The sequence below is a fragment of the Janthinobacterium paucivorans genome (assembly GCF_051380805.1).
Classification (GTDB): Bacteria; Pseudomonadota; Gammaproteobacteria; order Burkholderiales; family Burkholderiaceae_D; genus Janthinobacterium; species Janthinobacterium lividum_D.
Window position 1 is genome coordinate 1 of sequence record NZ_JBNYXR010000022.1, and the last position, 23,802, is coordinate 23,802.

Genomic DNA, 23,802 nt, shown 5'->3' on the forward strand with positions numbered 1-23,802 from the left:
CCACTCGCCACCAGAGCAAGCTCCGTGCTGCCGTTCGACTTGCATGTGTAAGGCATGCCGCCAGCGTTCAATCTGAGCCAGGATCAAACTCTTCAGTTTAATCTCTGTTACTTTGCCTTTTTACAGGCATGGTCGAACTATTTAACTAGTTCAAACCCCTCGCATTGCGAGGTGTTTGCTCACTCAAAAAACTGACAGGCCACTACTTTCGTAGCGCCTATTTCATTATTTCTTGTGAACATTTGATATTTTAAGTTTTACAGCGATCCGAAGATCGCTGCTGCACTTACATCAAATGCCCACACTTATCGACTGTTAATTGTTAAAGAACTGTATCCGTTACTGCTTTCGCGCTATCAACAAAGCGTTGTGTTTGTCAGCTGCGAAGAAGAAAGAGTATGAAGCATTTTACTAAATCCGTCAACTCCGTTTTTCAGCGCATTGCGCTAAAAAACTTTTTACTACCCAGCCCCTGGAGGCCGTCCCTTTTGTGCCGCAAACTAGTGCGTCTCATCGGGGAGGCGAATCATATCAAAGACCGTCGAAGTTTGGCAAGCGCTTTTCAAGGAAAGCGTGCATGCCTTCTTTTTGTGCAGGCGTACCGAAGGCAGCTTGGAACAGGCGGCGCTCGTAGGCGACGCCATCGGTCAAGGTAGTTTCAAAGGCGCGGTTGACGCAATCCTTGATCATCATGGCCACCGAGGTCGGCATGGCTGCGATGGCCTTCGCTGCAGCCAGGGCTTCTTCCAGCAACTTATCTGCCGGCACCACGCGCGATACCAGGCCGATGCGTTCCGCTTCCAGCGCGTCTATGGTACGTGCCGTCAGCAGCAAGTCCATGGCCTTGGCCTTGCCGATGGCGCGCGGCAAGCGCTGCGTGCCGCCCGCACCCGGCGTGACACCCACCTTGATTTCCGGCTGGCCAAATTTGGCGCTGTCGGCGGCGATCAGAAAATCGCACATCATGGCCAGTTCGCAGCCGCCACCGAGTGCGTAACCGGCTACGGCTCCCACTACGGGTTTGCGCACGCGCAAGATGTGCTCCCAGTTGCGGCTGATGTAGCCCTGGGTAAAAGTATCGGGATAGGTGTAATCAGCCATGGCGGCGATGTCGGCGCCAGCGGCGAATGCTTTTTCGCTACCCGTGAGCACGATACAACCGATATTCTCATCCGCATCGAACTTCAGCAGGGCGTCGCCGAGCTCGTTCATCATATTGTCGTTCAGTGCGTTGAGCGCCTTGGGGCGGTTCAGGCGGATGAGCGCCACTTTGTCCTGGATGTCGATGATCAGGTCTTCGTATTGCATATAGTCTCCTCTGGATGAACACGGTAACGACGATTGTAGCGGCTAACGGGAGCAGTACGGCAGTTGCGCCGCCATTATTGTGAATCGACGCACTTTTTATCGAACAGCGTATTTTCTCTGCCTTTTACTGGCACAGCTTTTGTCGGCACCCGTCGCCATGGCGTGCGCGCCTGAAACGATGAACGGGCATACACTGCTAAAAGATTGCCTTGGCGACACTATTCATGCCCAAGCCTGTGAGTTTTGATTTACATCAAAGTTTTAATTGACGCACATACATAAGCTATCTCATATCACTCTAGGAGCACGTCATGTTTAACACCATCTTGTTTCCCACCGATGGCTCGCCGCTGTCAGACAAAGCCGCCGAGACAGCCATCGCCTTCGCGCAATTGAACAAGGCCAAGCTGGTTAGCATCAGCGTGGTGCAGCCCTTCCCGTTCTCGCCAATGGCCGATGGCGGCGTCGTGCTCGACGCCGGCTTGTACGAGCAACAAATGCAGGAAGCATCGCAACGCGCCGTCGACAAGATCGGCGAAGCAGCAAGCGCTGTCGGCGTTCCCTTCGAAGGCGCGGTCGTCGTCTCGCCCAGCCCGCACGAAGAAATCGTCAATGCGGCGCAAACCTACCATTGCGACATCATCCTCATGGCCTCGCATGGGCGCAAGGGCTTGAACAAGCTGTTCGTGGGCAGTGAAACGCAAAAAGTGCTGGCGCATACCCAGTTGCCAGTCATGGTCCTGCGCTAACCTTGCGCTAGCGCATCCCCGCCCGGCGGCGCGAGCAACTCAGCGCGCCGGCGCCTGCTTCGGCAGCAACACCCACACGGCGCCGCTCTGCTTCATGCGGCCCGCGTTTTCCGCCGCTTCCGTACCGAAACCAAAGAAGTAATCGACCCGGATGGGCCCGCGAATGGCGCCGCCCGTGTCCTGCGCCATCACCAGGCGCTGCATGGGAATCTCGCTATTGGCTTGCGTGGTAGACAGAAACACGGGCGCGCCCAGCGGCAGGAAGCGCGCATCGATGGCCACCGAACGCTGCGGCGTCAACGGCACGCCCAAGGCACCCTTAGGCCCCACTTTGGGATCGGGCAGGCGCTCTTCCTTGAAGAAGACATAGCTCGGGTTGGCGTTGAACAATTCATCCTTGCGCGTGGGATGGCCGGCAATCCACGCCTTGATGCCCTGCGCGGACGCCTGGCTCAGCGTCAACTCACCCTTGTCGACCAGGTAGCGGCCGATCGATTTATACGGATGGCCATTCTGCTCTGCGTAAGCCACGCGCACGGTTTCCTGCGTATCAGTCAGCTGCACGCGCCCGGAACCCTGCACTTGCAGGAAGAATGCTTCGACTTCATCATCCACCCACAGCAATTCCTTGCCCGTGACCGCAGTGGCGCGCTCGATCTCGGCGCGGGTCGCGTACGGGATCACCTTCTTGCCGACCAGCTTGCCACGCAAACGCATGTTTTTCAGTTCCGGATACACCGCGCCCAGGTCGACCGAGACCAGGTCATCGGGCACCTTGTACAGCGGCGTCTGGTACGGACCGCCTCGCTTGCGCGCGCCGTGCAGCAGCGGCTCATAGTAGCCGGTGACGAGGCCTGTGCTAGCGCCATCGGCGGTGATGACTTGATTGGGCACAAAGAAGGTCTCGAAGAACAGGCGGATGGCCTTGTCGCTGTTGGCATTCACCTGGCGCGCGATCGTGCATGACTCCTTCCAGTCCGGACGCTTGACCAGCACGCCGCATGAAGCCATGAAGGCTGGCCAGGCAGCGCGCATATCATCGCGGCCCCAGCCAGGCAAGGCGGAAAATTTGGCGGGCATAAACGTGGGAACCGCCGCATCTGTGCCATCCCTGGCGTCAGCCGGCTTGGCTGGCATAGGCTTGGCTGGCACGGGATTGACAACAATAGGCGCAATCGCTGGCGCCTTCTCGCCAGCAGCACCGGGCGCTAGCGGTGGCGTGGTACAGGCTGAAAGTGCAAGCGCGACGGCACCGACTGAAACGAGTAGACTACTTCGTGTAAATAGACGGCGGGTAAATACTGGGCTGCGGGAACTACGGGTAAATAAACTGCGGCTAAATAACATAGGGGTGCGTATGTGGATCTTGATGATAGAGGCGCTGGTAGCGTTCTTCTTGCTGGCATTTATAGTTTGGTGGACCATGTATGCGGGTAAAAAACCCACGCCACCCGCGCGCACGCAGCTCGGCGAAGAACAGGACAGCACCGAAAAACTGAAATAAGGGGCGCACGCCCCCGGCCTGTCGTTAATGCAGGGTACGCGGCACCGACAACACGAATTCGGGTATCGGCGCTTCGAACTGATGACCATCTTCAGCCACGCAAAAGTATTCGCCGTGCATCGAACCTTGCGGCGTACCGAGCATGGTACCGCTCGTGTATTCGAACTGCTCGCCCGGCTGCAGCAAGGGCTGATGGCCGACGGCGCCCAAGCCGCGCACCTCTTCCACCTTGTTATTCGCATCCGTGATGACCCAGTGGCGCGAAATCAGTTGCGCGCCAGCCGTGCCCGTGTTGACGACACGAATCGTATAGCCGAACACGTGCCGCCCTTGGTCCGGTGCCGATTGCTCAGGCAGATATTGCGTCTTGACCGTTACCGTAAATTCATAAGTCGCCATCATCATTCCTATTCAGACATTGCCAGTCGTATATTGTGTCACGCGTGCTGCATGGGCCGCCGCGCGCCGTGTATTGTGCGATTCACTGTGCTTCAATGAGGCATGGTAACGGCGTCAAGCGTAAAATAGCGCATCTTCGCATTTTCTACTCTAGCCCTTAGCCACCATGACAACATTCCGTATCGCTCCCAGCATTCTGTCCGCCGACTTTGCCCGCCTGGGCGAGGAAGTGCGCAACGTCGTTACCGCCGGCGCCGACATCATCCACTTCGACGTGATGGATAACCATTATGTGCCGAACCTGACCATCGGCCCGCTGGTGTGCGAAGCGATCCGCCCGCACGTGCAAGTCCCCATCGATGTGCATCTGATGGTCAAGCCTGTCGATCGCATTATCCCGGATTTCGCCAAGGCTGGCGCGAACATCATCACCTTCCACCCGGAAGCGTCGGATCACCTTGACCGCTCATTGCAACTAATCCGCGACAATGGCTGCAAATCGGGCCTAGTTTTCAATCCGGGCACGCCGCTGCACTATCTGGAACACGTGATGGACAAGATTGACATGATCCTGATCATGTCGGTCAACCCGGGCTTCGGCGGCCAGTCCTTCATTGCGCAGGCATTGAAGAAAATCGCCGAAGCGCGCCGCATGATCGACGAATCGGGACGTGACATCATGCTGGAAGTCGATGGCGGCATCAAGATCGACAACATCGCCGCTGCCGCAGCTGCCGGTGCCGACACCTTCGTCGCCGGCTCGGCCATCTTCGGCAAGCCCGATTACAAGGCCGTCATCGATGCCATGCGTGCCGAATTGGCCAAGGCAAAAGTGGCGGGCGCCTGATGCGCGCGGGCACGGTAAAAGACCAGGTACTGGCCGGCGTGCGCGCCGCCATCATCGACCTTGATGGCACGATGCTCGACACCGTGCCCGATTTTCATGTCGCCATCAATGGCATGCGCACCGAATTCGACCTCCCCTCCATCAGTGCCGAGGCCATCAAACTGATGGTGGGCAAGGGCTCGGAAAACCTGATCCGCAGCGTGCTGGCGCTCGACTTCGATGCCGTCGGCGTGGAACAGCGTTTTGACACGGCGATGGAGGCTTACCAGCGCCACTACCTGGCCATCAATGGCCAGTTCAGCACGCTCTACCCGGATGTGGAAGCAGGGCTGGCGGCAATGAAGGCGGCGGGCTTGCGCCTGGCCTGCGTCACCAACAAGCCGATTGCCTTCGCCCTGCCCCTGCTGCAACAGAAAAATCTGCGCACTTATTTCGAGATCGTCTACGGTGGCGATTCGCTGCCGCAAAAAAAACCGCACCCCATGCCGCTGCTGCAAGCGTGTGCGCACTTCGACCTCGCGCCCGCCAAAGTAGTGACCATCGGCGACTCTTCGAATGACGTGCAAGCGGCGCGGGCTGCGGCTTGCCCCGTCTTGACGGTGCCGTATGGTTACAACCACGGACACTCTATACACGATACCGATTCCGATGGTATAGTAAATACGCTGCTTGAAGCAGCGCATCTCATAAGCATGCACAACAAACCGGCATACTGACCAACCCCAACACTATATCGTGAACACGTTTCTCATCAAAAAACACAATGTCACCCAAACCGGCTCGATTGAGGCCTGGCTTTGGCGACGCTGGCAATCCTGGCAGGCCTAAGGGCCGAGCCGTGTAAGATTGCTGTCGGCTGCGCATGCGCATATTGCATGCCCCGACAGGTTTTTTGATAACCCACCGCAGGGTTTGTGCTTAGACTGCACGACGCACACGCGTACCCTGGCGGCATGGAGAGACACATGACCGAACTCGAATTCAAATCGCTGGCCCAACAAGGCTACAACCGCATCCCCCTGATCGCGGAGGCTTTTGCCGACCTGGAAACACCGCTCACGCTATACCTGAAACTGGCGCAGACCCAGCAAGGCGGCAAGAACACCTTCCTGCTCGAATCGGTCGTCGGTGGCGAACGCTTCGGCCGCTATTCCTTCATCGGCTTGCCCGCCACCAGCGTCTTGCGTAGCTATGGCAACCGCACGGAGATCGTCAAGAACGGTGTCGTGATCGAAGAGCACGAAGGCAATCCGCTCGACTTCATCGAACAGTACCAGTCGCGCTTCAAGGTCGCCCTGCGCCCTGGCATGCCGCGTTTCTGCGGCGGCCTGGCAGGCTACTTCGGCTACGACACGGTGCGCCACATCGAGAAAAAACTGGCTGGCGGTGCGCCCAAAGACGATTTGAACCTGCCCGACATCCAGTTGATGGTGACAGAGGAACTAGCCGTCATCGACAACCTGTCCGGCAAACTCTACTTGATCGTGTATGCGGACACCACGCAGCCCGAGTCGTTCTCGAAAGCGCGCCAGCGCCTGAAAGACTTGCGCATGATGCTGCGCCGTGGCGTCGACGCACCCGTCACCAGCGCCTCCGTGCGCACCGAAACCATCCGCGATTTCTCCAAGGAAGACTACCTGAAAGCGGTCGCCAAGGCGCATGAATACGTGATGGCCGGTGACTTGATGCAGGTGCAGATCGGCCAGCGCATCCGCAAGCCTTACGTCGATTCGCCGCTGACCCTGTACCGCGCGCTGCGGTCGCTCAATCCGTCGCCCTATATGTACTTCTATAACTTTGGCGACATGCAGATCATCGGCGCCTCACCCGAAATTTTGGTGCGCAACGAGACGACGACGGACGGCGGCAAGAAAGTCACCCTGCGTCCCATCGCCGGTACCCGTCCACGCGGCGCCACGCCGGAGCGCGACGCCGAACTGTCGGCCGAACTGCTGGCCGATCCGAAAGAGATCGCCGAGCACGTGATGCTGATCGACCTGGCCCGCAACGATATCGGCCGCATCGCCGAAACCGGCAGCGTGCACGTCACCGACCGCATGGTCATCGAAAAATACTCGCACGTGCAGCACATTGTCTCGAACGTGGAAGGCACGCTGAAAGACGGCCTGTCGAACCTGGACGTGTTGCGGGCCACCTTCCCCGCAGGCACCCTGACGGGCGCGCCGAAAGTGCGCGCCATGGAAGTGATCGACGAACTGGAAATCAGCAAGCGCGGCATCTATGGCGGCGCGTGCGGCTACCTGTCATTTGGCGGTGAAATGGATGTGGCGATCGCCATCCGCACGGGCGTCATCAAGGACGGCATGCTGTACGTGCAGGCTGCGGCCGGCATCGTTGCCGACTCGATCCCCGAAATGGAATGGCAGGAAACCGAAAACAAGGCGCGCGCCGTACTGCGCGCCGCCGAACAAGTGCAAGATGGCCTGGATGGGGAGTTTTAAGATGCTGCTAATGATCGACAACTACGACTCCTTCACCTACAACATCGTGCAGTATTTCGGCGAACTGGGCGAAGACGTGCGGGTCTACCGCAACGATGAAATCACGATACAAGAGATTGAAGCACTGAACCCGGACCGCATCTGCATCTCGCCCGGCCCGAAAGCGCCAGCGCAAGCAGGCATTTCGGTGGAAGTGCTGAAGCACTTCGCCGGCAGGAAGCCAATACTGGGGGTCTGTCTGGGCCATCAGGCCATCGGCGAGGCGTTTGGCGGCAATGTCATCCGCGCCAAGCAGGTCATGCATGGCAAGACTTCCGTCATCGCGCATACGGGCGTGGGCGTTTTCAAAGGCTTGCCCAGCCCCTTCACAGTGATCCGCTACCACTCTTTGGCGATCGAACGCTCCTCGCTGCCTTCCTGCCTGGAAGTGACGGCGTGGACGGACGACGGCGAAATCATGGGCGTGCGCCATCGGGAATTCGATATCGAGGGAGTGCAGTTCCACCCCGAATCGATACTCTCGGAGCACGGCCACGCCCTGCTGAAGAATTTCCTCGAGCGCTGATCCCATGCGCACGCTACGGCGTGCCATCAGTGTCCTCCTGCGCCATCATTGAAGAAGGAAGCATCATGCCGATCACCCCACAAGAAGCCCTGCTGCGCTGCATCGAACACCGCGAAATCTTTCACGACGAAATGCTGTACCTGTTCCGCCAAATCATGTCCGGCGAAATGTCTCCCAGCATGATCGCGGCGCTGACCATGGGCTTGCGCGTAAAAAAGGAAACCATCGGCGAAATCGCTGCCGCCGCGCAAGTGATGCGCGAGTTTTCCACCAAAGTGCCCATGGCCGACACCACCAACCTGCTTGATATCGTTGGCACGGGCGGCGACGGCGCACACACCTTTAATATCTCCACTGCCTCGATGTTCGTGGCGGCAGCAGCTGGCGCGCGCGTGGCCAAGCATGGCGGACGTAGTGTCTCGTCATCGTCCGGCAGCGCCGACGTGCTGGACTCCCTGGGCGTCAACATCAATTTGCAACCCGAGCAGATCGCCCAGTCCATCGCGCAGACAGGTATCGGCTTCATGTACGCGCCCAACCACCATGCGGCCATGAAGCATGCGGCGCCCGTGCGCAAGGAGCTTGGCGTACGCACGATTTTCAATATTCTGGGTCCCCTGACCAATCCCGCCGGCGCGCCCAACATCCTGATGGGCGTGTTCCACGCCGACCTGGTCGGCATCCAGGTACGCGTGCTGCAGCGTCTGGGCGCGCAACATGCCATCGTCGTGTATGGTCGCGACAATATGGATGAAGTCTCGCTGGGCGCGGCCACCATGGTCGGTGAATTGGTCAACGGCGAGATTCGCGAATATGAAATCCACCCTGAAGATTTCGGCATGTCGATGATCGCCAGCCGCAACCTGAAAGTGGCCAACGCCATCGAGTCGAAAGCCAAGATGATGGAAGCGCTGCGCGGCGAGCCCGGTGCAGCCGCAGACATCGTCGCCCTGAACGCGGGCACGGCGCTGTATGCGGCCGGTGTGGCCAGTTCGATCGAAGACGGCCTGGCGCGTGCGCGCAAAGCCGTCAGCTCGGGCGCCGCCTTGGCAAAACTCGACCAATTCGTGCAGGTGACGCAGCAACTGGGCACTCCGCCGCAAGCGTAAGCCCCCGCCCTCCTTTATAGAATAGCGACCATCATGTCCGACATACTCGATAAAATCCTGGCCGTGAAAGCCGATGAAGTGGCCAAGGCCAAGGCCCATCGCAGCCTGGCCAGCCTGCGCGGCGACGTGGAAAGCGATCACGCCCTGCGCGCCGGCCTGCGCGGCTTTGAAGCGAGCCTGCGCCAGCATATCGCCGCTGGCAAGCCCGGCATCATCGCCGAAATAAAAAAGGCGTCGCCATCGAAAGGCGTGATACGCGCCGACTTCCGCCCGTCTGATATCGCCGCCAGCTATGCAGCGCATGGGGCGGCCTGCCTGTCCGTGCTAACGGACGAACAGTTCTTCCAGGGCTGCGTGGATTATCTGCTGCATGCGCGTGCCGCCTGCAGTATCCCGGTGCTGCGCAAGGATTTCATGGTCGACATGTATCAAATCTATGAAGCGCGCGCCATGGGCGCCGACTGCATCCTGCTGATCGTCGCCGCGCTCGACCATGGCCTGATGGCCGAAATGGAAGCCTGCGCCCACGAACTGGGCATGGGCGTGCTGATCGAAAGCCACGATGGCGCAGAACTCGACGCGGCACTCAAACTCAAGAGCGCGCTGATCGGCATCAACAACCGCAACCTGCGCACCTTCGAGACCTCGCTCGACACCACCATCAATCTATTGCCGCGCATCCCGCAAGACAAATTGATCATCACGGAATCGGGCATTCACAGCACGGCCGACGTGCAACGCATGCGCGATGCACACATCCACAGCTTCCTGGTGGGCGAAGCGTTCATGCGCGCGCCAGACCCTGGCGTGGAACTGGAACGCCTGTTCAGTTAAACCATGGCAGGCTGGCAGCCATGAGGTAGGCGATCATTGCCACTGTCCTGCTGTCAGCCTGCCAGACTGCAGCGCCGCCATACGCCGCAGACGAGAACGCTTTCCGCCAGCGGCAAACCTGATGCACCGCGGCGCCTAAACCGTCAGTTTTTCCGAAATCTTGCTGTTCAACGAGTATTACAGCTTCCCGCTGCGGACATTATCCGGCCCGCAGTAAACGCGGCAGCGTCGAGTTCGATGCGGTCGCGGCCGCGCTCCTTGGCCAGATACAGGGCCGCATCGGCGCGCGACAGCAATTCTTCCAGCCCCTCCAGCACCGATGCCTGGCAAGCGATGCCAATGCTGACCGTACATGAAGGCAGTCCCGTATGACTGGACTCGCACAGCAAGGCACGAATGCGTTCCGCCACGCCCACGGCATTGTGCACAGGCATGTCCGGCATCAGTACGACGAACTCCTCGCCGCCGAAACGCGCCACGCAATCCGATTCGCGCAGGGCGCCGCCGATGATGGTGGCCACGTGTGCCAGTACCTGGTCACCCACCGCGTGACCGTAGCGGTCATTAATCGATTTGAAGTAATCGAGGTCGATACTGAGCAACGTCAGCGGCAAACGGGGGCGCCGCGGATTGCCTATCTCGCGCGCATAGGCATCGCCAAAGCCGCGCCGGTTCAGCACCTGCGTCAAGGGATCGTGGGTCGAGCGGCGCTCCAGTATCTGCTGCAGGTGGCGCGTCGCCACCGTCATGAAGCCTACCGTCAGCAGCAGCGCCATGAAATTGGCGACCGCCAGATAGATACCGGTCGGCGTGCCCGCTACCGTCAGATTTACACTGGTGCCGCCGTGCAGCAGCGCCGACACGCCGCGCGCCAGCACCGCGACAGTTTGCAGCAGCATCAGCGTGCCAAAGAAAAAACTCGAAAAATGGCGCTCGCCATAGCGCCATACCAGCTGCACCTGGCGCGCATAAAACAGGCAGACCAGCAGGGAGAATACCGCCACGCGGGCCGAAAAATCGGGGAGCACCAGCAGCCACCAGCTATTGCCGCCGATGGCCAGGGCAAGTATCAGAAAATAGGCGCGGCGACTCGGCGCCAAGCCATAGAATTTTTCCGTGCCCAGCATCGACAGGCCGATACCGGCTACCAGCGCCGCATTGGCCGCGATAATAGACCATGCCGGCGGCAGCACGTCGCGCGTACCGAACAACATGGACGCGCACACCAGCAACAGCAAACCGGCCGCCCAATGTCCCAGACCGTGCACCTCGCGCCGAAAACTACGATACACCGAGAACATGACGATGCTCATCGCCCCGCACATCAGGGTCGTCATCAACATGATCGTTCGTGGGTCCAGGGTTTGCACGTTGGGCGCAATCTAAAAGAAACAGTTCGGCAATTTTAGTGTAGTTGGAGAAAAATTAGTTCATTTATAGTAAATATGATGGTATTTACATTATTGTCAACAAGAAAATAGTCGCAGCCAGGGTGAGCGTCCGCCTCAGCACAGTAACATTTAAGACGAGGCAACGTGCAATAAAAAACCGGCCAGTGACGGCCGGCTCTCTATATTAGCGCATAATAATGCGCATCATGCGGCGCTAGGACGCTTCGGCCCGGTGGCTTTTTTTGGCGCCGGCAGCAAGCTCAAGCTGACACCTGGTACGCGGTCACCCTGCAAGACAGCGGTAAACGTCATCAGCTCGTCGCGACGGAAGGCGTGGATGGCCACGCTGGCGCCGACGGCATAACGGCACAGCAAGGTGTCGAGGTTGGAGGGGTTGCCCGTCACGCGCAGGCCATCGACAGCCACCAGCACGTCGCCCGCCGACAGGCCTGCCACATGGGCGCAGCCGCCCTGATGCACCTGCGCCAGCCTGGCGTCGTTGCCGTCGCGCCCCAGGTTGACGTCCAGGCTAGGCTTTTCAACCTTGCGCTGGTCGCTGTATTTAACGCCGAATGGCGCCAGCAGGCGCGCCAGCGGCACGTCGTCCGTGCCACGGATGTAACGTTCAAAGAAAGACTTCATGCGCGTACCGGAAATCTCATCGAACAGCGCTTCGACTTCGGCCGGCGTCACGCCGCGGCCTTTGCCCTTGTAAAAATCACGGCCATAGCGCTGCCACAGCGCCTGCATCACGTCGTCCAGCGATTGCGCGCCATTCGTCTTCGCGCGCAGCGTCAGGTCGAAGGCCAGCGCGATCAGCGAACCCTTGGTGTAGTAGCTGACGATGGCATTCGGCGCGTTTTCATCCTGGCGGTAGTACTTGCCCCAGGCGTCGAAGCTGGAATCGGCCACGCTTTGCTTTGTGCGGCCGCTGCCGCGCAGCACGCTGTTGACGGTCTTGCCCAGCAGCTTGAAATAGGCTGCCTCATCGATCAGGCCCGCGCGCACCAGCATCAGGTCGTCGTAATAGCTGGTGAAGCCCTCGAATAGCCACAGCAGTGGCGAATAACTTTCCGCCTGCAAGTTATACGGCGCAAAGGCAGCCGGCTTGATGCGCTTGACGTTCCAGGTATGGAAGTACTCATGGCTGCACAGGCCAAGGAATTTCAGATAGCCGTCGCCGATCTCCGTGCTGCTTGAGGCGGTCGTCGGCAGGTCCGCGCGGGCGCAGATCAACGCCGTCGATGCACGATGTTCGAGGCCGCCGTAACCGTCGCCGACGGCCATGGTCATGAACACATAGCGCTCCATCGGCGCTTTTTTTGTCTTCGGCTCGAAAAAAGCGATCTGCGTTTCGCAAATGGCTTTCAGGTCGCGGCACAAGCGATCCAGATCCAGGTTGGGCACCTTGCCCGTGACGACGATATCGTGCGGCACGCCATGCGCCTTGAAGGTAGCCAGCGCGAAGTCGCCCATCTCCACCGGGTGATCGATCAACTCATCGTAATTGGCGGCTTGGTAGCTGCCGAAGCCATAGCGCTTGGCCTTCAGTTCCGGCAAGGTGGTGGCCACGCGCCAGGCCTTGCAAGCGGCATCCTGCGGCTGCACGATATGCACTTCATGCGGCTCGGCCTCCTGGCCCAGTACGCGCAGAAATACGCTGGTGCCGTTGAAGAAACCGTGGTTCTGGTCCAGGTGGGCGGCGCGCACGGACAAATCCCAGGCATAGACGTCGTATTCGAGCGTCAAGGCGCCCTGGCACGGGGCCGCTTGCCACGAATGCTTGTCCAACTTGGTCAGCGCCACGGCCCTGCCCTCGGATTCGGCACGGATGCTGACGATATTGCGCGAAAATTCACGGATCATGTAGCTGCCCGGAATCCAGGCGGGCAAGGACAAGACCTGGCCGATGGCGGCCGGCGACTTGACCGTCAAGCTGACCTTGAACATATGGCCAGCCAGGTCGGAGGCGGCGATGCTGTAGATGATGCCAGCGGCAGGCGCCTTGGCGATGCTTTTTTTAATTGGAGCTTTTTTCATGTTTTTCTCGTGTCTGGCATGGATGTTCTAAAGTCGCCCGGGCGCGCCATGCACCGTCGACAAATCGTCAGGTGTATCAATATCGCGCAAGATGCCGCTGTCGTCCACTCTCACCTCGCATACCGCATGGCTGTTGACGATGCTGCGCGCGCCCTGGTCGCCATCGAGCGCCAGCAGCAATGACAAGTAAACGGCGCTGAACGCGACAGGATTGCCGCGCCGGCCATGGAACACGGGCACCGCGATACGCGCGCCATCAGCGATGGCTTGCGACAAGGCGACGATTGTAGCCGGTTCCACAACCGGCATGTCGCCCAGGGCAATCAGCCAGCCGGGCGCGCCGCGCACATGCTCGATGGCGCAGGTGAGCGAAGCGGCCATGCCGGTGTCGGCATCATGGCAGACGCGCACCTCGCAGCCCAGCGCGCCGAGTGCGCGCGCCACCTGCGCGTCGTCGGCGCGCACCACGGCCAGCACGCGCGGCAAGGCCGCCAGCATGTTCCTGGCAGCCGCCACCACCACCGGCAAGCCCGCATGCGGGCCTTCCTTCAACGGCTGCAATAATTTATTCTGCACGCCGGAAGGATCGAACCTGCGTCCCCTTCCGGCTGCCAGCAAGATGCCGACCGTGCTCAAAAGAGCGCTGCCGTCATGCGGCCGCCAAATCAAACGGCAGCTTGCGCAGGCGCTTGCCCGTCAGGGCGAACAGCGCGTTGGCGAAGGCCGGCGCCAGCGGCGGCACGCCCGGTTCGCCCATGCCCGTGGGCGCGTCGCCCGATGGCACCAGATGCACCTCGACCAACGGCATGTCGGACATGCGCGGTACGGGGTAGTCGCCGAAGTTCTGCTGCTCCACCACGCCATCCTTGAGCGTAATGGCGGCGCCGGGAATCGTCATACCCAGCGCCATCAGCGCGGCGCCCTGCACTTGCGCCTCGATCGTCAAGGGGTTGACGGCCAGGTTGCAATGCACGCCCGCCCACACCCGGTGCAGCTTGGGCGCGCCTTGCAGCACCGACGCCGTCACCACGTAGGCAACCACGGAATTGAACGATTCATGCATGGCCACGCCCCAGGCCTGCCCTTTCGGCAGCTTTTTCTTGCCATAGCCGGACTTGACCACGGCCAGATCGAGCGCGGCGATGTGGCGCGTGTGCTTGGCGTCGATCAGCTGCTTGCGGTAGGCGACGGGGTCCATCTTCGCCACGTGCGCTGCTTCGTCGATCAGGGTTTCCATGACAAAGGCCGTATGCGTCGAGCCGACGGAACGCCACCACAGCACGGGCACGTTGGCCTTGGCCGTGTGCACCGACAGCTGCATCGGCAGGGTATACGGCTCGCCCATGCCCTCGACCATGGTGCCGTCGACGCCATTTTTCACCATGAAGGCTTCGAACGGCGTGCCAGCCATGATGGACTGCCCCACGATGGTGTGGTCCCAGGCGAGAATTTTTCCTTTGGCATCGAGGCCGATCTGCGCGCGATGGACATGCGACGGCCGGTAGTAGCCACCCTTGATGTCGTCCTCGCGGCTCCACATCAGCTTTAACGGTCCGCTCTTGCCCGCCGCACGGTACGCCTTGGCGACATTGACCGCTTCAACCACATAGTCGGACGACGGCACGGCACGACGGCCGAAACCACCGCCGGCCATCATGGTGTGCAAGGTCACCTGCTCGGGTTTCAAGCCGGACGTGGCGGCGATAGCGGCCTGGTCGCCCGTCTGGAACTGCGAGCCTACCCACATCGTGCATTTGTCGGCTTGCAGGTCGACCACGCAGTTGAGCGGCTCCATCGGCGCGTGCGCCAGATAGGGGAATTCATAGACGGCTTCGATCTTTTTCGGCGCCGAGGCCAACTTGCCCATGTCGGCAGGTTTCGCGATCGTGCCCGGCATCTTGGCCAACGCCTTGAAGGCCGCCAGTTGCTGCTCGCTGCTGACCTTTTCCACGGCGCTGCTGTCCCACTCGATCACCAGCGCGTCGCGCCCCTGCTTGGCCGGCCAGTAGCCGTCGGCGATGACGGCCACGCCGCTGCCGCCACGGTCGGTCTTTACTTGCAACACTTCCAGCACGCCTTTGATCGCCAGGGCCTTGCTGGCGTCGAATTTCGCCACTCTGGCGCCAAACACGGGGGGGCGCGCCACCATGGCCACTTTCGCGCCAGGCGGTTTGAAGTCGATGCCGAATTGCTGTTTTCCCGTGGACTTGTCGGCTGCATCGAGTCGTTTCACAGCTTTGCCGATAAGGATAAAGTCGCGCGGATCCTTCAGCTTGACGCTGGCCGGTACAGCTTGGCGCATGGCCGCATCGGCAAACTCGCCATACGTCGCCTTTTGCCCAGCGGGACCGTATAGCACGCCCTTGGCGGCGCGCACCTGGTCGGGGCCGACTTTCCATTGCGCGGCGGCGGCACCCACCAGCATGGCGCGTGCCTTGGCGCCAATTTCGCGGTACTGCGTGAATGAATGGGCGATGCTGCCCGAGCCACCCGTCATCTGCATGCCGTAGGCGGCATCCTTGTACTGCTCCCCTGCCGGCGCCAGCGCGCCATGCACCAGGCTCCAGTCGGCGTCGAGTTCCTCGGCGATCAGCATGGGCAAGCTCGTTTGCACACCCTGGCCGAATTCCAGCCGGTTCACCTGCACCGTCACCGTGTTATCAGGGGCGATGTGCAAAAAGGCGTTCGGTGCATACACGGGCTTGGCGGGCGCGCCATCGGCAGCGAGTACCGGCTTGCCCGTACCGGGCATAAAAAAGCCCAGCATCAAGCCGCCGCCGGCAAACGCGCCGGCCTTCATGAAGCCGCGCCGCGAAACGCCATCGGCAGGCGCCGCCGATGTCGATGCCAGCGCCGTGCCCAGGGTCACCGCGCCATGCTGCAATGCTTCCTGATTCAACCATTCGATACGCATGTCGCTCTCCTCAGGCCAGGGTCTTGGCCGCGTCCTTGATGGCTGCGCGGATCCGTTGATAGGTGCCGCAGCGGCAGATATTGCCGCTCATGGCGCCGTCGATGTCGGCATCGCTGGGCGCCTTGTTGCTGCGCAGCAGCGCCGTGGCGCTCATCACCTGGCCGCTTTGACAGTAGCCGCATTGCGGCACGTCGTGGCGCACCCATGCCGCCTGCACCGCCTTGCCCACCTTGTCGTTTTCCATCGCTTCGATGGTGGTGATCTTTTGCGCGCCAACCGAGGAAATCGGCGTGATGCACGAGCGTATGGGCTGGCCGTCGAGATGCACCGTGCAAGCGCCGCACAGGGCAGCGCCACAACCAAATTTGGTGCCCGTCAGGTTCAGGTTATCGCGCAGCGCCCACAGGATGGGCGTGGAAGGATCGGCGTCGACCTGCGTATCGCGTCCGTTGATATTCAAGGTAATCATCTGCTGCTTCCCCTTTTTAAGATGGTGATGGCGTCGACAAACAACACCTGATGATACGACAGCGGAAAAAGTGCAAAAAAAAGCGCGCCTTGCGAGGGCGCGCCGTCCAGCCTTCCTGGCGACAGCCCGGATTACTTAATGGTCGAGAATTTCTGTTCCAGCGTTTTCGCATCGACTGCGCCCGGAATGCGGCTGCCGTCGGCAAAGAAGATGGCCGGCGTACCGGAAACGCGCAACTGCTGGCCCAGGGCCAGGATTTTTTCATGCGGGTTGGCGCAATTGGCAGCCGCCGTCGCGGGCGCCTTGCCGTTCAACATCCAGTCATCCCAGGCCTTGTTGCGGTCCGGTGCGCACCAGACATTGCGCGACTTGGCGATGGAGTCGGGCGACAGGATGTTGTACATGAAAGTGTAGACGGTGACGTTGTCGATTTCCTTCAGTGCGTTTTGGCGGAAACGCTTGCAATAACCGCAGTTCGGATCTTCGAACACGGCGATCACGCGCTTGCCATTGCCCTTGACAGTTTTCATGGCCGAATCGAGTGGCAGGTCGGAAAACTTAATGCGATTGACTTCGTCCAGGCGCACCTTGGTCAAGTCTTGCGACGTCTTGGCGTCGAAGACGTGGCCGACGAACAGGTATTGCGCGGCTTTGTCCGTGTACAGGATGTCGCCACCCGTGCGCACTTCGTACAGGCCGCCGTATGGGGTTTCCTTGACCGTATCGACCTTGGCGCCGTCACCGAGGCGCGGCTCGATCAGCTTTTTGATGCTCGCTTCCGTTGGCGTTTCCGCGCCGGCGCACGACATCATCAGGCCCGAGGCCAGCACTAATGCGATTCTGCTCATTTTGATCACTATCACTTCTCCACTTGAAACGCCTGGCGAACTGGCCTCTGGCCCGGCAAAATTATCTTCCGAACAAAAAGAGCGCCGCAGACCAGCTGCGGCGACCTTGAATTTTTACTGCTGCTTATTATCCAGCGATATCTTAAGACTTACTGATTTTCACTGATGCCCCAATGCGTGCGAAATCATTTTTCGCTTCAGTGCGGGTAATTTATCGAGCAAGTTTAATCCCAAATTGCGCGCCATGCGCAACGGCTCCAGGTCGGCGCCGAACAGACGCGCCAGGCCATCGGTCGCCAGTTGCATCAGCAGCACGTCTTCCTTCCTTGCGCGCGCGTAGCGGGCCAGTACGCGCTCGTCGCCTATGCCGCGGTGCGGCTCGCGCTCGGTGATCGTCTTGACCAACTGCGCCACGTCGGAGAAGCCCAGGTTCATGCCGTGGCCGGCCATCGGGTGCACCACGTGGGCGGCGTCGCCCACCAGGGCCACGCGCGGCGCCACCATGGCGTGCGGGCGTATCAGGGTGAGCGGAAATGCGCGTACCAGTTCCGGTTGCAAAGGTGTCAGCTTGCCCAGTTTGTCTTGGCAATACGCGGCCAGGCGCGCGGCCAGGGCGTCGGCCGATTCGGCCATCAAGGTGTCGGCCAGCGCATCGGGCGCCGACCAGACCAGCGACACGCGCTCGCCCGGCAGCGGCAGCAGCGCGACAATGCCTTCGCTGCCCGTGAACCACTGGTGGGCCGCGCCATGGTGCGGCTTTTCGCAGGCAAAGTTACTAACTACCCCGCGCTGGCCGTAGGAACGGTAATCGAGGCCGATATCGCAATGGCCGCGCACCCACGACTGGGCGCCGTCCGCGCCCACCACCAGCGCGCAAGTAATGCTGTCGCCGCCATCGAGGTGCACGATGACCGAGTCATTCGTCCATTCCAGGCGGCTGGCGCGTCCCTGCACCACGTTGACGTTCGGGGCAAATTTCAGGGCGGCGTCCAGTGCCTGGCCCAAGTTGCGGTCTTCAATGATCCACGCCAGCGTGCCGACATGCGCGCCGTAGGCGTCGAAACCGAGTCCGCCAGCATGCGCGCCGTCGCCGTTGATCAGCATGGCGTCGATCGGCGCCACCCTGTCGGCCTGCAGCGCCCCCCACACTTTCAGCGACGACAGCAACTGGTGCGCCGTGTGATTGAGCGCATACACGCGCACATCCCAACTCGGCTCGACCGGCTTGGCGGCGGACGCCGGAGCAATCACCGGAGAGAGCAGAGTGACGCTTTGTCCTGCCTGGGCAAGCGCCAGCGCCGTGGTTTTCGCGATGGCGCCATTGCCGACGATGCAAACGTCGCTGTGGCTATGCATGAAGCGCCGCATGGTGGGGGAGGATGGACTGTTCATGCACCCATTATAGCGTTTGCCGCGCCCATTTCAGTATGCGCTTCCTGCGGCGGAAATCGGGTAAAGCCAAAGACTTCAACTATTCTTGATCTTTGCGCAGAAATGCCTGCGCCCGCTCCAGCACTTCATCGCGCCCCGCGCGCAAACCGGCCACGCTGGGGGCGACCGTGATGTGCGGCTGCACGCCCACTCTTTGCAGCTGGCGCCCGTCGGCATGCCGCACTTCCAGCCCTGAATACCAGACATGGACGTTACCGGGCAGTACCACCTCGCGCAAGTCGCCATTGGCACCCGCGCTGGGCGTGCCGATGAAGGTGACGGGCGTGGCCGCCTCGACCGCCAGCGCCAGATGCTCGGCCTGACTTTGCGTGTGTTCATTGATCAGCATGACGACCTGGCCCCGGTACACAGGCGCCAGGGCTGGGTACAGGCGATCGGGATACGCCAGTTGCACGCCGTCGCTGGTCTCGTGCGCCGTCACCAGTTGCTGGTAAAACATGGCGAAGACGCTGGCGTCATTGACGTTGAGGCGCGCCGCAATGGCGCGGCCGGTGCCATGCGGATAGCCGCGCATATCGAGTATGAGGGCGCGGCTGCCTTGTATCTGGTCAAACATGGCGTCCACTTCGCCCGTTTGCAAGCGGTCCAGGTCGACGTAGGCGATGCCCTTGTCCAGCGCGATCATCGGGCGCGCGTGGCGTGGCGCCAGCGCATCGTCCAGCGGCGTCGGCTGCAGCACCACCTCGCGCCGCTTGCCATCGCTGCCATCGACCTGCAAGGTCACGCTGACGCCGGGCAGAAAAGTCAGCATCTCGGCCATGGCCTTGCGCCAGCGTCCCGCTTCGTTCGAGGCGGCCGTCGTGGCGCGCAAGCGCGCCAGGCGCGTGCCCACGTACTCGCCATCGATTTGCACGATAGCGTCACCCACTTTCAGCAGGCCCGAACGTAGCAAGGCCGGCTCCGTCACGTTGGCCACCACGATACCCTCATCGATGGCGGCCAGCACCACGCCTATGCCGTGCGTGCGGCTATTCCCTCCCAGCGCCCGACTGCCCACGCCGACATGGCTGTCATCCAGGCTAGCTGCCATCTGCTGCAGGATCAGGCCATACGCGCGCGCATCGTGCACCTGAGCCATCTGATGCAGGCAGCGCTGCAAGGCGTCATCCCAGGAACTGCTCATCAAGCGCTTGGCCGGAAAGTAATTGTCCAGCGTGGCCCACAGCTTGATGGCAGCGAGCATGCGCCACTCGCGCTCGGGCAAGCGCATGTCGCGATAAGCTTCGTCATCGTGACGCACGGGAAACAGCGCAGCCGATGCCGGCGTCAATAGCTTTGGCGTCGATGGCTGCGCTGGCTGTGATGGCTGTGAGGGCTGCGCCAGCAACGCCAGCGCCGCCTGGACTGGCGCACTGGCCGGCCCGGTGGCGCGATCCATGCGCAAGGTGCGATCGGCAGCCAGCACGGCGGCGCTGCCGTCCGGCCAGGCCAATTGGCCGGACGCGAATTCGACGCGCAAGTCGTCGCCTATCGACAAGGCTTGCAGCGGGCCGGCGCGGCTGCGCCAGGCGCCCTCCTCGGCCACGATGCGCGCGCGGCCAGTGCGCTGCAGCGCCAGCACGGCATACGGCACCGATTGCGTGTCATTGACGATGAAGACCATGGGCAGCGCCCGCGCACCGGGCGCTGGCTGCAGCCGTTGCGCCTCCAATTGCATGAAACCCGCCGTCATGCCTTCCCACTGCCCTGGAGTACTTGGGCGCGGGCCGGTAGAAAAACGATAGCGCTCGGCCGGCAGCAGCAAGGGTTCGGTGATCAACTGCGCCAGCACGGCATGCAGCATGGTGGGCAACGGTGGACGCGCAAGCTCCCTGCGCGCACGCAAATCAAGTATGACTTGCCTGGCCCTGGCCGGCAGCAGCAGCGGACTGCCATCGACCATGCCCGGATGCAGGTGCAGCAGCGCCGTGTCGCCGGGCAGCCACTCCAGCACCTCGCCATCGGCCGGCCAGCGCACATACCTCGGCGTATCGGCCCCGATGCGCAAGGCCTGATCGCGCAGCGGCGCCATCAGCGTCGCGATGGCCAGCCGCAAACTCGCTTCATCGTCCTCATCGCGCAACTTGGGCAAGGCCGCGACCAGCGCGCGGTCCCAGTCGACGCGGTCGTCGGCCAGCGCCGGATGGGTGGCGCGGGCAGCGCGCCATAAGCGCGCCAGCGCTACGCTATTCCCATCGTGCGCCTGTGCCGGCGCTGCAATGCACACGAGCACCGCCAACGCCCCCAGCACACCCGCCAAGACGCGCCGCGCGCACCCATTTTTTAGCGCCATCCATAGCGCCATCCATTGCATAGCCATTACCGCTTCCCTGTTCCGCCACTAAAGTCAACGCCTGCGCCGCGCATAAAAAAACCGGCTGACGCCGGTGTCTACATTACGCTGAGGTTTGACTAGATTAATAAGAAGTTAATTATATAGCAATAATACTGCGCGCACCACAGCGTTCACTGGCAACACTACCCCTGCGTGACTACAAGCGCGCATGCGGATCAATCGCCGTCGCCGTGCATCAATCGCCTGGCGGCGCCTGGCCGTCCGGCGAGCATAGTCAAGCATGCGTTCCCTCTCCATGAAGGCGAGGCGGGACGCACACGGCACCGCCGCGCAGCACGCCGGCCGCCTCCCGCTTTGTTGATAAAATACTTACCATTGCGAATAATATTTGACCCAGCATCAAATAAAGACGTGCATGACCAGGAAATCTGGGAAAAGTTACGGCCGGCTCTTGCATTCCCGTTTTGGTCTGCTATAATTCGCCACCTTGGCCTGGTAGCTCAGTCGGTAGAGCAGAGGATTGAAAATCCTTGTGTCGGTGGTTCGATTCCGCCCCGGGCCACCAAGAATTGTTTTACTCAAAGCCCACTCATGCTAGTGGGCTTTGTCGTTTCTAGGACTTGCAGTCCTCGTGTCCGGTACATCTCCTGTCCATCCTTCACCCCCTTCCTAAGTAAATCTCCTTCGATCGTCCCATTACGCCAACTGCTTCGTTGCGGATCAAACTTACGTCCGCGCCACGCGGCCCACTTGCACCCGCCCCCCTACTTTGCTCAAACGCTTCTAGCAACAGTTGTTGCTGAAACCTCTATATTTTCCGCAAGAATTGTCGTCGATGCTTCCATTCCGGCCCGGGCCACCAAGAACATCGTTCATGCAACGCAAACCCAGACAGGTTGGCGTTTTATTCGAATTTCACAATCCGCACGTCAGGTCTCAGTACGGCTTCGGTAAAGCTGGCCAGACTGGCGATGGAGCCCCGCAGCGCATCGAACACCAACTGGACTTTTGACGCTATCATCGACGACCGGGTGTACGAAGGCCGGCTACTGCTTGCGTTTTCGCAAATCAGTCCTTTGCGGTTGGGTGATAATTTTCCTGATTATGTTCATGGTTCCGAACTCAATGCCAAGTTGTTAGTCTAAACACTTAGGGCGCTTAGAGGGTTAACCAGTCGGGGGCAATCATGGCGATCAATCCAATCAAACTGCATCATGCGCTACAGGCGAGGTGATGAATGCCTGACTGTGCACACCATCGGTGAAAAAATAAAATACATGAAAGTTATCCAGTGGTCAGATGAATGTCGGGCACCATTAACATCTTTACCATCGGAAAAATAGCGTCTGAACGCTCCGAATGGCGATAAGATTGTTGCAGCCTCGTGCGCCCTCACGAGTAAATTTCAATCGATTCAGCATGCATTGCTGCTGCCAGCAGGTGCGTGCCCCCCCTTTTTTGGTCAGTAGTCTCGAACTCGACGCACATGGACTAGTTCCTGGAGCGTCGGTTAACTTCGACCGGTTTTTTATACGACCTGAGCACCTTCATGACAGCTGGATCTCGCGCGTACTTTTTCTTGAGCGTTAGCAGAAAGCCATCTAAGCCCTTACATTGTCCGAAGTTTTCGCAGTCGTTGCGCCATTGGGCAATATACCTGACATCACCTGGAAGCAAATTCTCCCCTTCGCCAGCCCTTGGCTCGCGGCAGTCGCTAGACCAACGTTCGACTTTCATTGAGTGGATCTGTTCGCCTTGCGTATGAAGGCGTAGGCATGCCTTGCCTTTCGTGTATTGGAGGACACAGAACGACTCTCCAACGCTACAGTAATCGACTTCGGCATATCCGCTCTGCACAAGTTGTCGGTCCAAGCCCATGTATTCACCAGTTGCAAGGTGTGCGAGCGGATCTGCGCGCCAACCATCAGCGTAGAGCGTCGCTCGGGCTTGGGTAAATAGCTCGCCAACGTTCAGCGCGACCGGTTCAGCTTGGGCGGGTGAGGTGAATCCGACGAGGACTGCAATTGCAATTGTGCCTTTGTTCACTTGGTAGTCCCTCCGGCAGCTATATAAGTTGCCTCAAAGCGCTCGAACTTGACGTACGGTTGGTTATGGCGGCTAGCTTGGTGACGCCCCATTGGGAGCGCCGCCCATTGTCTGGACGCCTGGGATACGCCCGCCTCGATGTCACCGCCCATGATCTTGTCAATGACTCCGAGCCCACGCAACATTGAGACAGCTATGAGGTCTTGCGTCTCCGGCGTGAAGTCTGTTATTCCCATGCGGCGCTCGCCGTGATCTTGCCACGTTGCTTTGTTAATCTGGTACATGCCAGCGGCGGTGGTGATGCCGCCGTACCCAGGGCCGGGATGCGTTGAATAGTCAGTGAATCGCCAAGGGTCCGTTCGTTTTCCCTTGACCGCGCCGTACTTGAAATCATATCCGCCACCTTCTGCATCGGCGATAGCCTGAAGGAATGCCCGAACATTGACGTTCTTCAGGTATTCCCTGTTTTCCGCCAGTCGCTGCTCTTTGCTCAACTTGATCCGCACGACCTTCGCCTCTGCATCCTCACGCGGCGTTGTCGTTCTAGTTGCGCGATGATGAAGAACGCGCCCGGATGGCGATGTCATTGT

General features: G+C 60.3%; 21 protein-coding genes, 1 tRNA gene and 1 rRNA gene. 9 read left to right on the plus strand and 14 right to left on the minus strand.

The window, feature by feature from the left end; translation table 11 throughout:
* Both ACQ4V8_RS20545 and ACQ4V8_RS20550 read right to left on the minus strand, forming a co-directional pair.
* Positions 1 to 99: ribosomal RNA gene (locus tag ACQ4V8_RS20545) — 16S ribosomal RNA — on the minus strand; the annotation flags it as partial.
* Positions 100 to 531: 432 nt separating this feature from the next.
* A complete protein-coding gene (locus ACQ4V8_RS20550; protein ID WP_070345835.1) occupies positions 532 to 1,308 on the minus strand; it encodes an enoyl-CoA hydratase in 777 nt (258 codons plus the stop codon).
* A gap of 311 nt (positions 1,309 to 1,619) precedes the next feature.
* Here ACQ4V8_RS20550 and ACQ4V8_RS20555 point away from each other — a divergent pair, with 311 nt between their 5' ends.
* Positions 1,620 to 2,057, plus strand: a complete 438-nt coding sequence (locus tag ACQ4V8_RS20555) for a universal stress protein (protein ID WP_436572097.1) — start codon at positions 1,620 to 1,622, stop codon at positions 2,055 to 2,057.
* A gap of 39 nt (positions 2,058 to 2,096) precedes the next feature.
* On the opposite strand, the gene mltA is transcribed toward ACQ4V8_RS20555, so the two are convergent.
* Positions 2,097 to 3,137 carry a murein transglycosylase A gene (gene mltA / locus ACQ4V8_RS20560; RefSeq protein ID WP_070346566.1) on the minus strand — a complete coding sequence of 347 codons (1,041 nt, stop codon included), beginning with the start codon at positions 3,135 to 3,137 and terminating at the stop codon, positions 2,097 to 2,099.
* Positions 3,138 to 3,414: 277 nt separating this feature from the next.
* Here mltA and ACQ4V8_RS20565 point away from each other — a divergent pair, with 277 nt between their 5' ends.
* Positions 3,415 to 3,561, plus strand: coding sequence for a hypothetical protein (locus ACQ4V8_RS20565; RefSeq protein WP_193365511.1), 147 nt, complete (start codon positions 3,415 to 3,417; stop codon positions 3,559 to 3,561).
* A 24-nt stretch (positions 3,562 to 3,585) separates the two neighbouring features.
* Here ACQ4V8_RS20565 and apaG read toward each other — a convergent pair whose 3' ends face one another.
* Positions 3,586 to 3,960: a Co2+/Mg2+ efflux facilitator ApaG/CorD gene (gene apaG, locus ACQ4V8_RS20570; RefSeq protein WP_010393436.1), complete on the minus strand. Its 375-nt coding sequence runs from the start codon at positions 3,958 to 3,960 to the stop codon at positions 3,586 to 3,588.
* Between the two features lie 166 nt (positions 3,961 to 4,126).
* Between apaG and rpe the strand changes: the two genes are divergently transcribed.
* The 6 genes from rpe (at position 4,127) to trpC (ending at position 9,777) form a co-directional block, all read left to right on the plus strand.
* Positions 4,127 to 4,807 carry a ribulose-phosphate 3-epimerase gene (gene rpe / locus ACQ4V8_RS20575; protein WP_010393435.1) on the plus strand — a complete coding sequence of 227 codons (681 nt, stop codon included), beginning with the start codon at positions 4,127 to 4,129 and terminating at the stop codon, positions 4,805 to 4,807.
* A complete protein-coding gene (locus ACQ4V8_RS20580; RefSeq protein WP_010393434.1) occupies positions 4,807 to 5,523 on the plus strand; it encodes a phosphoglycolate phosphatase in 717 nt (238 codons plus the stop codon). The genes rpe and ACQ4V8_RS20580 overlap by 1 nt, the downstream gene beginning before the upstream one ends.
* Before the next feature lie 249 nt (positions 5,524 to 5,772).
* Positions 5,773 to 7,269: an anthranilate synthase component I gene (trpE, locus tag ACQ4V8_RS20585; RefSeq protein WP_436572098.1), complete on the plus strand. Its 1,497-nt coding sequence runs from the start codon at positions 5,773 to 5,775 to the stop codon at positions 7,267 to 7,269.
* Between the two features lies 1 nt (position 7,270).
* Positions 7,271 to 7,834 carry an aminodeoxychorismate/anthranilate synthase component II gene (locus ACQ4V8_RS20590; RefSeq protein WP_043460313.1) on the plus strand — a complete coding sequence of 188 codons (564 nt, stop codon included), beginning with the start codon at positions 7,271 to 7,273 and terminating at the stop codon, positions 7,832 to 7,834.
* Positions 7,835 to 7,899: 65 nt separating this feature from the next.
* Positions 7,900 to 8,943 carry an anthranilate phosphoribosyltransferase gene (gene trpD / locus ACQ4V8_RS20595; protein WP_010393433.1) on the plus strand — a complete coding sequence of 348 codons (1,044 nt, stop codon included), beginning with the start codon at positions 7,900 to 7,902 and terminating at the stop codon, positions 8,941 to 8,943.
* A 33-nt stretch (positions 8,944 to 8,976) separates the two neighbouring features.
* The gene (trpC, locus tag ACQ4V8_RS20600) at positions 8,977 to 9,777 is read left to right on the plus strand and encodes an indole-3-glycerol phosphate synthase TrpC (protein ID WP_436572099.1); all 801 of its coding nucleotides are present in this window, start codon (positions 8,977 to 8,979) and stop codon (positions 9,775 to 9,777) included.
* A 167-nt stretch (positions 9,778 to 9,944) separates the two neighbouring features.
* Here trpC and ACQ4V8_RS20605 read toward each other — a convergent pair whose 3' ends face one another.
* From ACQ4V8_RS20605 to ACQ4V8_RS20640, 8 genes are all read right to left on the minus strand, one after another.
* Positions 9,945 to 11,120, minus strand: coding sequence for a GGDEF domain-containing protein (locus ACQ4V8_RS20605; RefSeq protein WP_070345837.1), 1,176 nt, complete (start codon positions 11,118 to 11,120; stop codon positions 9,945 to 9,947).
* 252 nt (positions 11,121 to 11,372) lie between these two features.
* Positions 11,373 to 13,208: a M61 family metallopeptidase gene (locus ACQ4V8_RS20610; protein WP_436572100.1), complete on the minus strand. Its 1,836-nt coding sequence runs from the start codon at positions 13,206 to 13,208 to the stop codon at positions 11,373 to 11,375.
* Positions 13,209 to 13,235: 27 nt separating this feature from the next.
* A complete protein-coding gene (locus tag ACQ4V8_RS20615) occupies positions 13,236 to 13,844 on the minus strand; it encodes a nucleotidyltransferase family protein (RefSeq protein ID WP_436572101.1) in 609 nt (202 codons plus the stop codon).
* Positions 13,845 to 13,857: 13 nt separating this feature from the next.
* Positions 13,858 to 16,122: a xanthine dehydrogenase family protein molybdopterin-binding subunit gene (locus ACQ4V8_RS20620; RefSeq protein ID WP_436572102.1), complete on the minus strand. Its 2,265-nt coding sequence runs from the start codon at positions 16,120 to 16,122 to the stop codon at positions 13,858 to 13,860.
* A gap of 10 nt (positions 16,123 to 16,132) precedes the next feature.
* Positions 16,133 to 16,591 carry a (2Fe-2S)-binding protein gene (locus ACQ4V8_RS20625; RefSeq protein ID WP_010393421.1) on the minus strand — a complete coding sequence of 153 codons (459 nt, stop codon included), beginning with the start codon at positions 16,589 to 16,591 and terminating at the stop codon, positions 16,133 to 16,135.
* Positions 16,592 to 16,722: 131 nt separating this feature from the next.
* Complete coding sequence (locus ACQ4V8_RS20630) at positions 16,723 to 17,439, minus strand: DsbC family protein (RefSeq protein ID WP_043460312.1); 717 nt, start codon at positions 17,437 to 17,439, stop codon at positions 16,723 to 16,725.
* Between the two features lie 159 nt (positions 17,440 to 17,598).
* A complete protein-coding gene (locus ACQ4V8_RS20635; RefSeq protein ID WP_029496056.1) occupies positions 17,599 to 18,831 on the minus strand; it encodes an FAD-dependent monooxygenase in 1,233 nt (410 codons plus the stop codon).
* A gap of 79 nt (positions 18,832 to 18,910) precedes the next feature.
* Complete coding sequence (locus ACQ4V8_RS20640) at positions 18,911 to 21,190, minus strand: S41 family peptidase (protein WP_436572103.1); 2,280 nt, start codon at positions 21,188 to 21,190, stop codon at positions 18,911 to 18,913.
* Positions 21,191 to 21,655: 465 nt separating this feature from the next.
* Here ACQ4V8_RS20640 and ACQ4V8_RS20645 point away from each other — a divergent pair.
* Positions 21,656 to 21,731 (plus strand) — tRNA-Phe (locus ACQ4V8_RS20645).
* Positions 21,732 to 22,657: 926 nt separating this feature from the next.
* Here ACQ4V8_RS20645 and ACQ4V8_RS20650 read toward each other — a convergent pair.
* Positions 22,658 to 23,212: a hypothetical protein gene (locus ACQ4V8_RS20650; RefSeq protein ID WP_010393417.1), complete on the minus strand. Its 555-nt coding sequence runs from the start codon at positions 23,210 to 23,212 to the stop codon at positions 22,658 to 22,660.
* Complete coding sequence (locus tag ACQ4V8_RS20655) at positions 23,209 to 23,799, minus strand: lysozyme family protein (RefSeq protein ID WP_436572104.1); 591 nt, start codon at positions 23,797 to 23,799, stop codon at positions 23,209 to 23,211. The genes ACQ4V8_RS20650 and ACQ4V8_RS20655 overlap by 4 nt, the downstream gene beginning before the upstream one ends.
* Positions 23,800 to 23,802: the final 3 nt, after the last annotated feature.

What these genes read in the sequence shown, in the direction of transcription:
- ACQ4V8_RS20550 (WP_070345835.1), bottom strand. Translation starts at nt 1,308, where the DNA reads ATGCAATACGAAGACCTGATCATCGACATCCAGGACAAAGTGGCGCTC.
- ACQ4V8_RS20555 (WP_436572097.1), top strand. Translation starts at nt 1,620, where the DNA reads ATGTTTAACACCATCTTGTTTCCCACCGATGGCTCGCCGCTGTCAGAC.
- mltA (WP_070346566.1), bottom strand. Translation starts at nt 3,137, where the DNA reads ATGCCCGCCAAATTTTCCGCCTTGCCTGGCTGGGGCCGCGATGATATG.
- ACQ4V8_RS20565 (WP_193365511.1), top strand. Translation starts at nt 3,415, where the DNA reads ATGTGGATCTTGATGATAGAGGCGCTGGTAGCGTTCTTCTTGCTGGCA.
- apaG (WP_010393436.1), bottom strand. Translation starts at nt 3,960, where the DNA reads ATGGCGACTTATGAATTTACGGTAACGGTCAAGACGCAATATCTGCCT.
- rpe (WP_010393435.1), top strand. Translation starts at nt 4,127, where the DNA reads ATGACAACATTCCGTATCGCTCCCAGCATTCTGTCCGCCGACTTTGCC.
- ACQ4V8_RS20580 (WP_010393434.1), top strand. Translation starts at nt 4,807, where the DNA reads ATGCGCGCGGGCACGGTAAAAGACCAGGTACTGGCCGGCGTGCGCGCC.
- trpE (WP_436572098.1), top strand. Translation starts at nt 5,773, where the DNA reads ATGACCGAACTCGAATTCAAATCGCTGGCCCAACAAGGCTACAACCGC.
- ACQ4V8_RS20590 (WP_043460313.1), top strand. Translation starts at nt 7,271, where the DNA reads ATGCTGCTAATGATCGACAACTACGACTCCTTCACCTACAACATCGTG.
- trpD (WP_010393433.1), top strand. Translation starts at nt 7,900, where the DNA reads ATGCCGATCACCCCACAAGAAGCCCTGCTGCGCTGCATCGAACACCGC.
- trpC (WP_436572099.1), top strand. Translation starts at nt 8,977, where the DNA reads ATGTCCGACATACTCGATAAAATCCTGGCCGTGAAAGCCGATGAAGTG.
- ACQ4V8_RS20605 (WP_070345837.1), bottom strand. Translation starts at nt 11,120, where the DNA reads ATGTTGATGACGACCCTGATGTGCGGGGCGATGAGCATCGTCATGTTC.
- ACQ4V8_RS20610 (WP_436572100.1), bottom strand. Translation starts at nt 13,208, where the DNA reads ATGAAAAAAGCTCCAATTAAAAAAAGCATCGCCAAGGCGCCTGCCGCT.
- ACQ4V8_RS20620 (WP_436572102.1), bottom strand. Translation starts at nt 16,122, where the DNA reads ATGCGTATCGAATGGTTGAATCAGGAAGCATTGCAGCATGGCGCGGTG.
- ACQ4V8_RS20625 (WP_010393421.1), bottom strand. Translation starts at nt 16,591, where the DNA reads ATGATTACCTTGAATATCAACGGACGCGATACGCAGGTCGACGCCGAT.
- ACQ4V8_RS20630 (WP_043460312.1), bottom strand. Translation starts at nt 17,439, where the DNA reads ATGAGCAGAATCGCATTAGTGCTGGCCTCGGGCCTGATGATGTCGTGC.
- ACQ4V8_RS20635 (WP_029496056.1), bottom strand. Translation starts at nt 18,831, where the DNA reads ATGAACAGTCCATCCTCCCCCACCATGCGGCGCTTCATGCATAGCCAC.
- ACQ4V8_RS20640 (WP_436572103.1), bottom strand. Translation starts at nt 21,190, where the DNA reads ATGGCTATGCAATGGATGGCGCTATGGATGGCGCTAAAAAATGGGTGC.
- ACQ4V8_RS20655 (WP_436572104.1), bottom strand. Translation starts at nt 23,799, where the DNA reads ATGACATCGCCATCCGGGCGCGTTCTTCATCATCGCGCAACTAGAACG.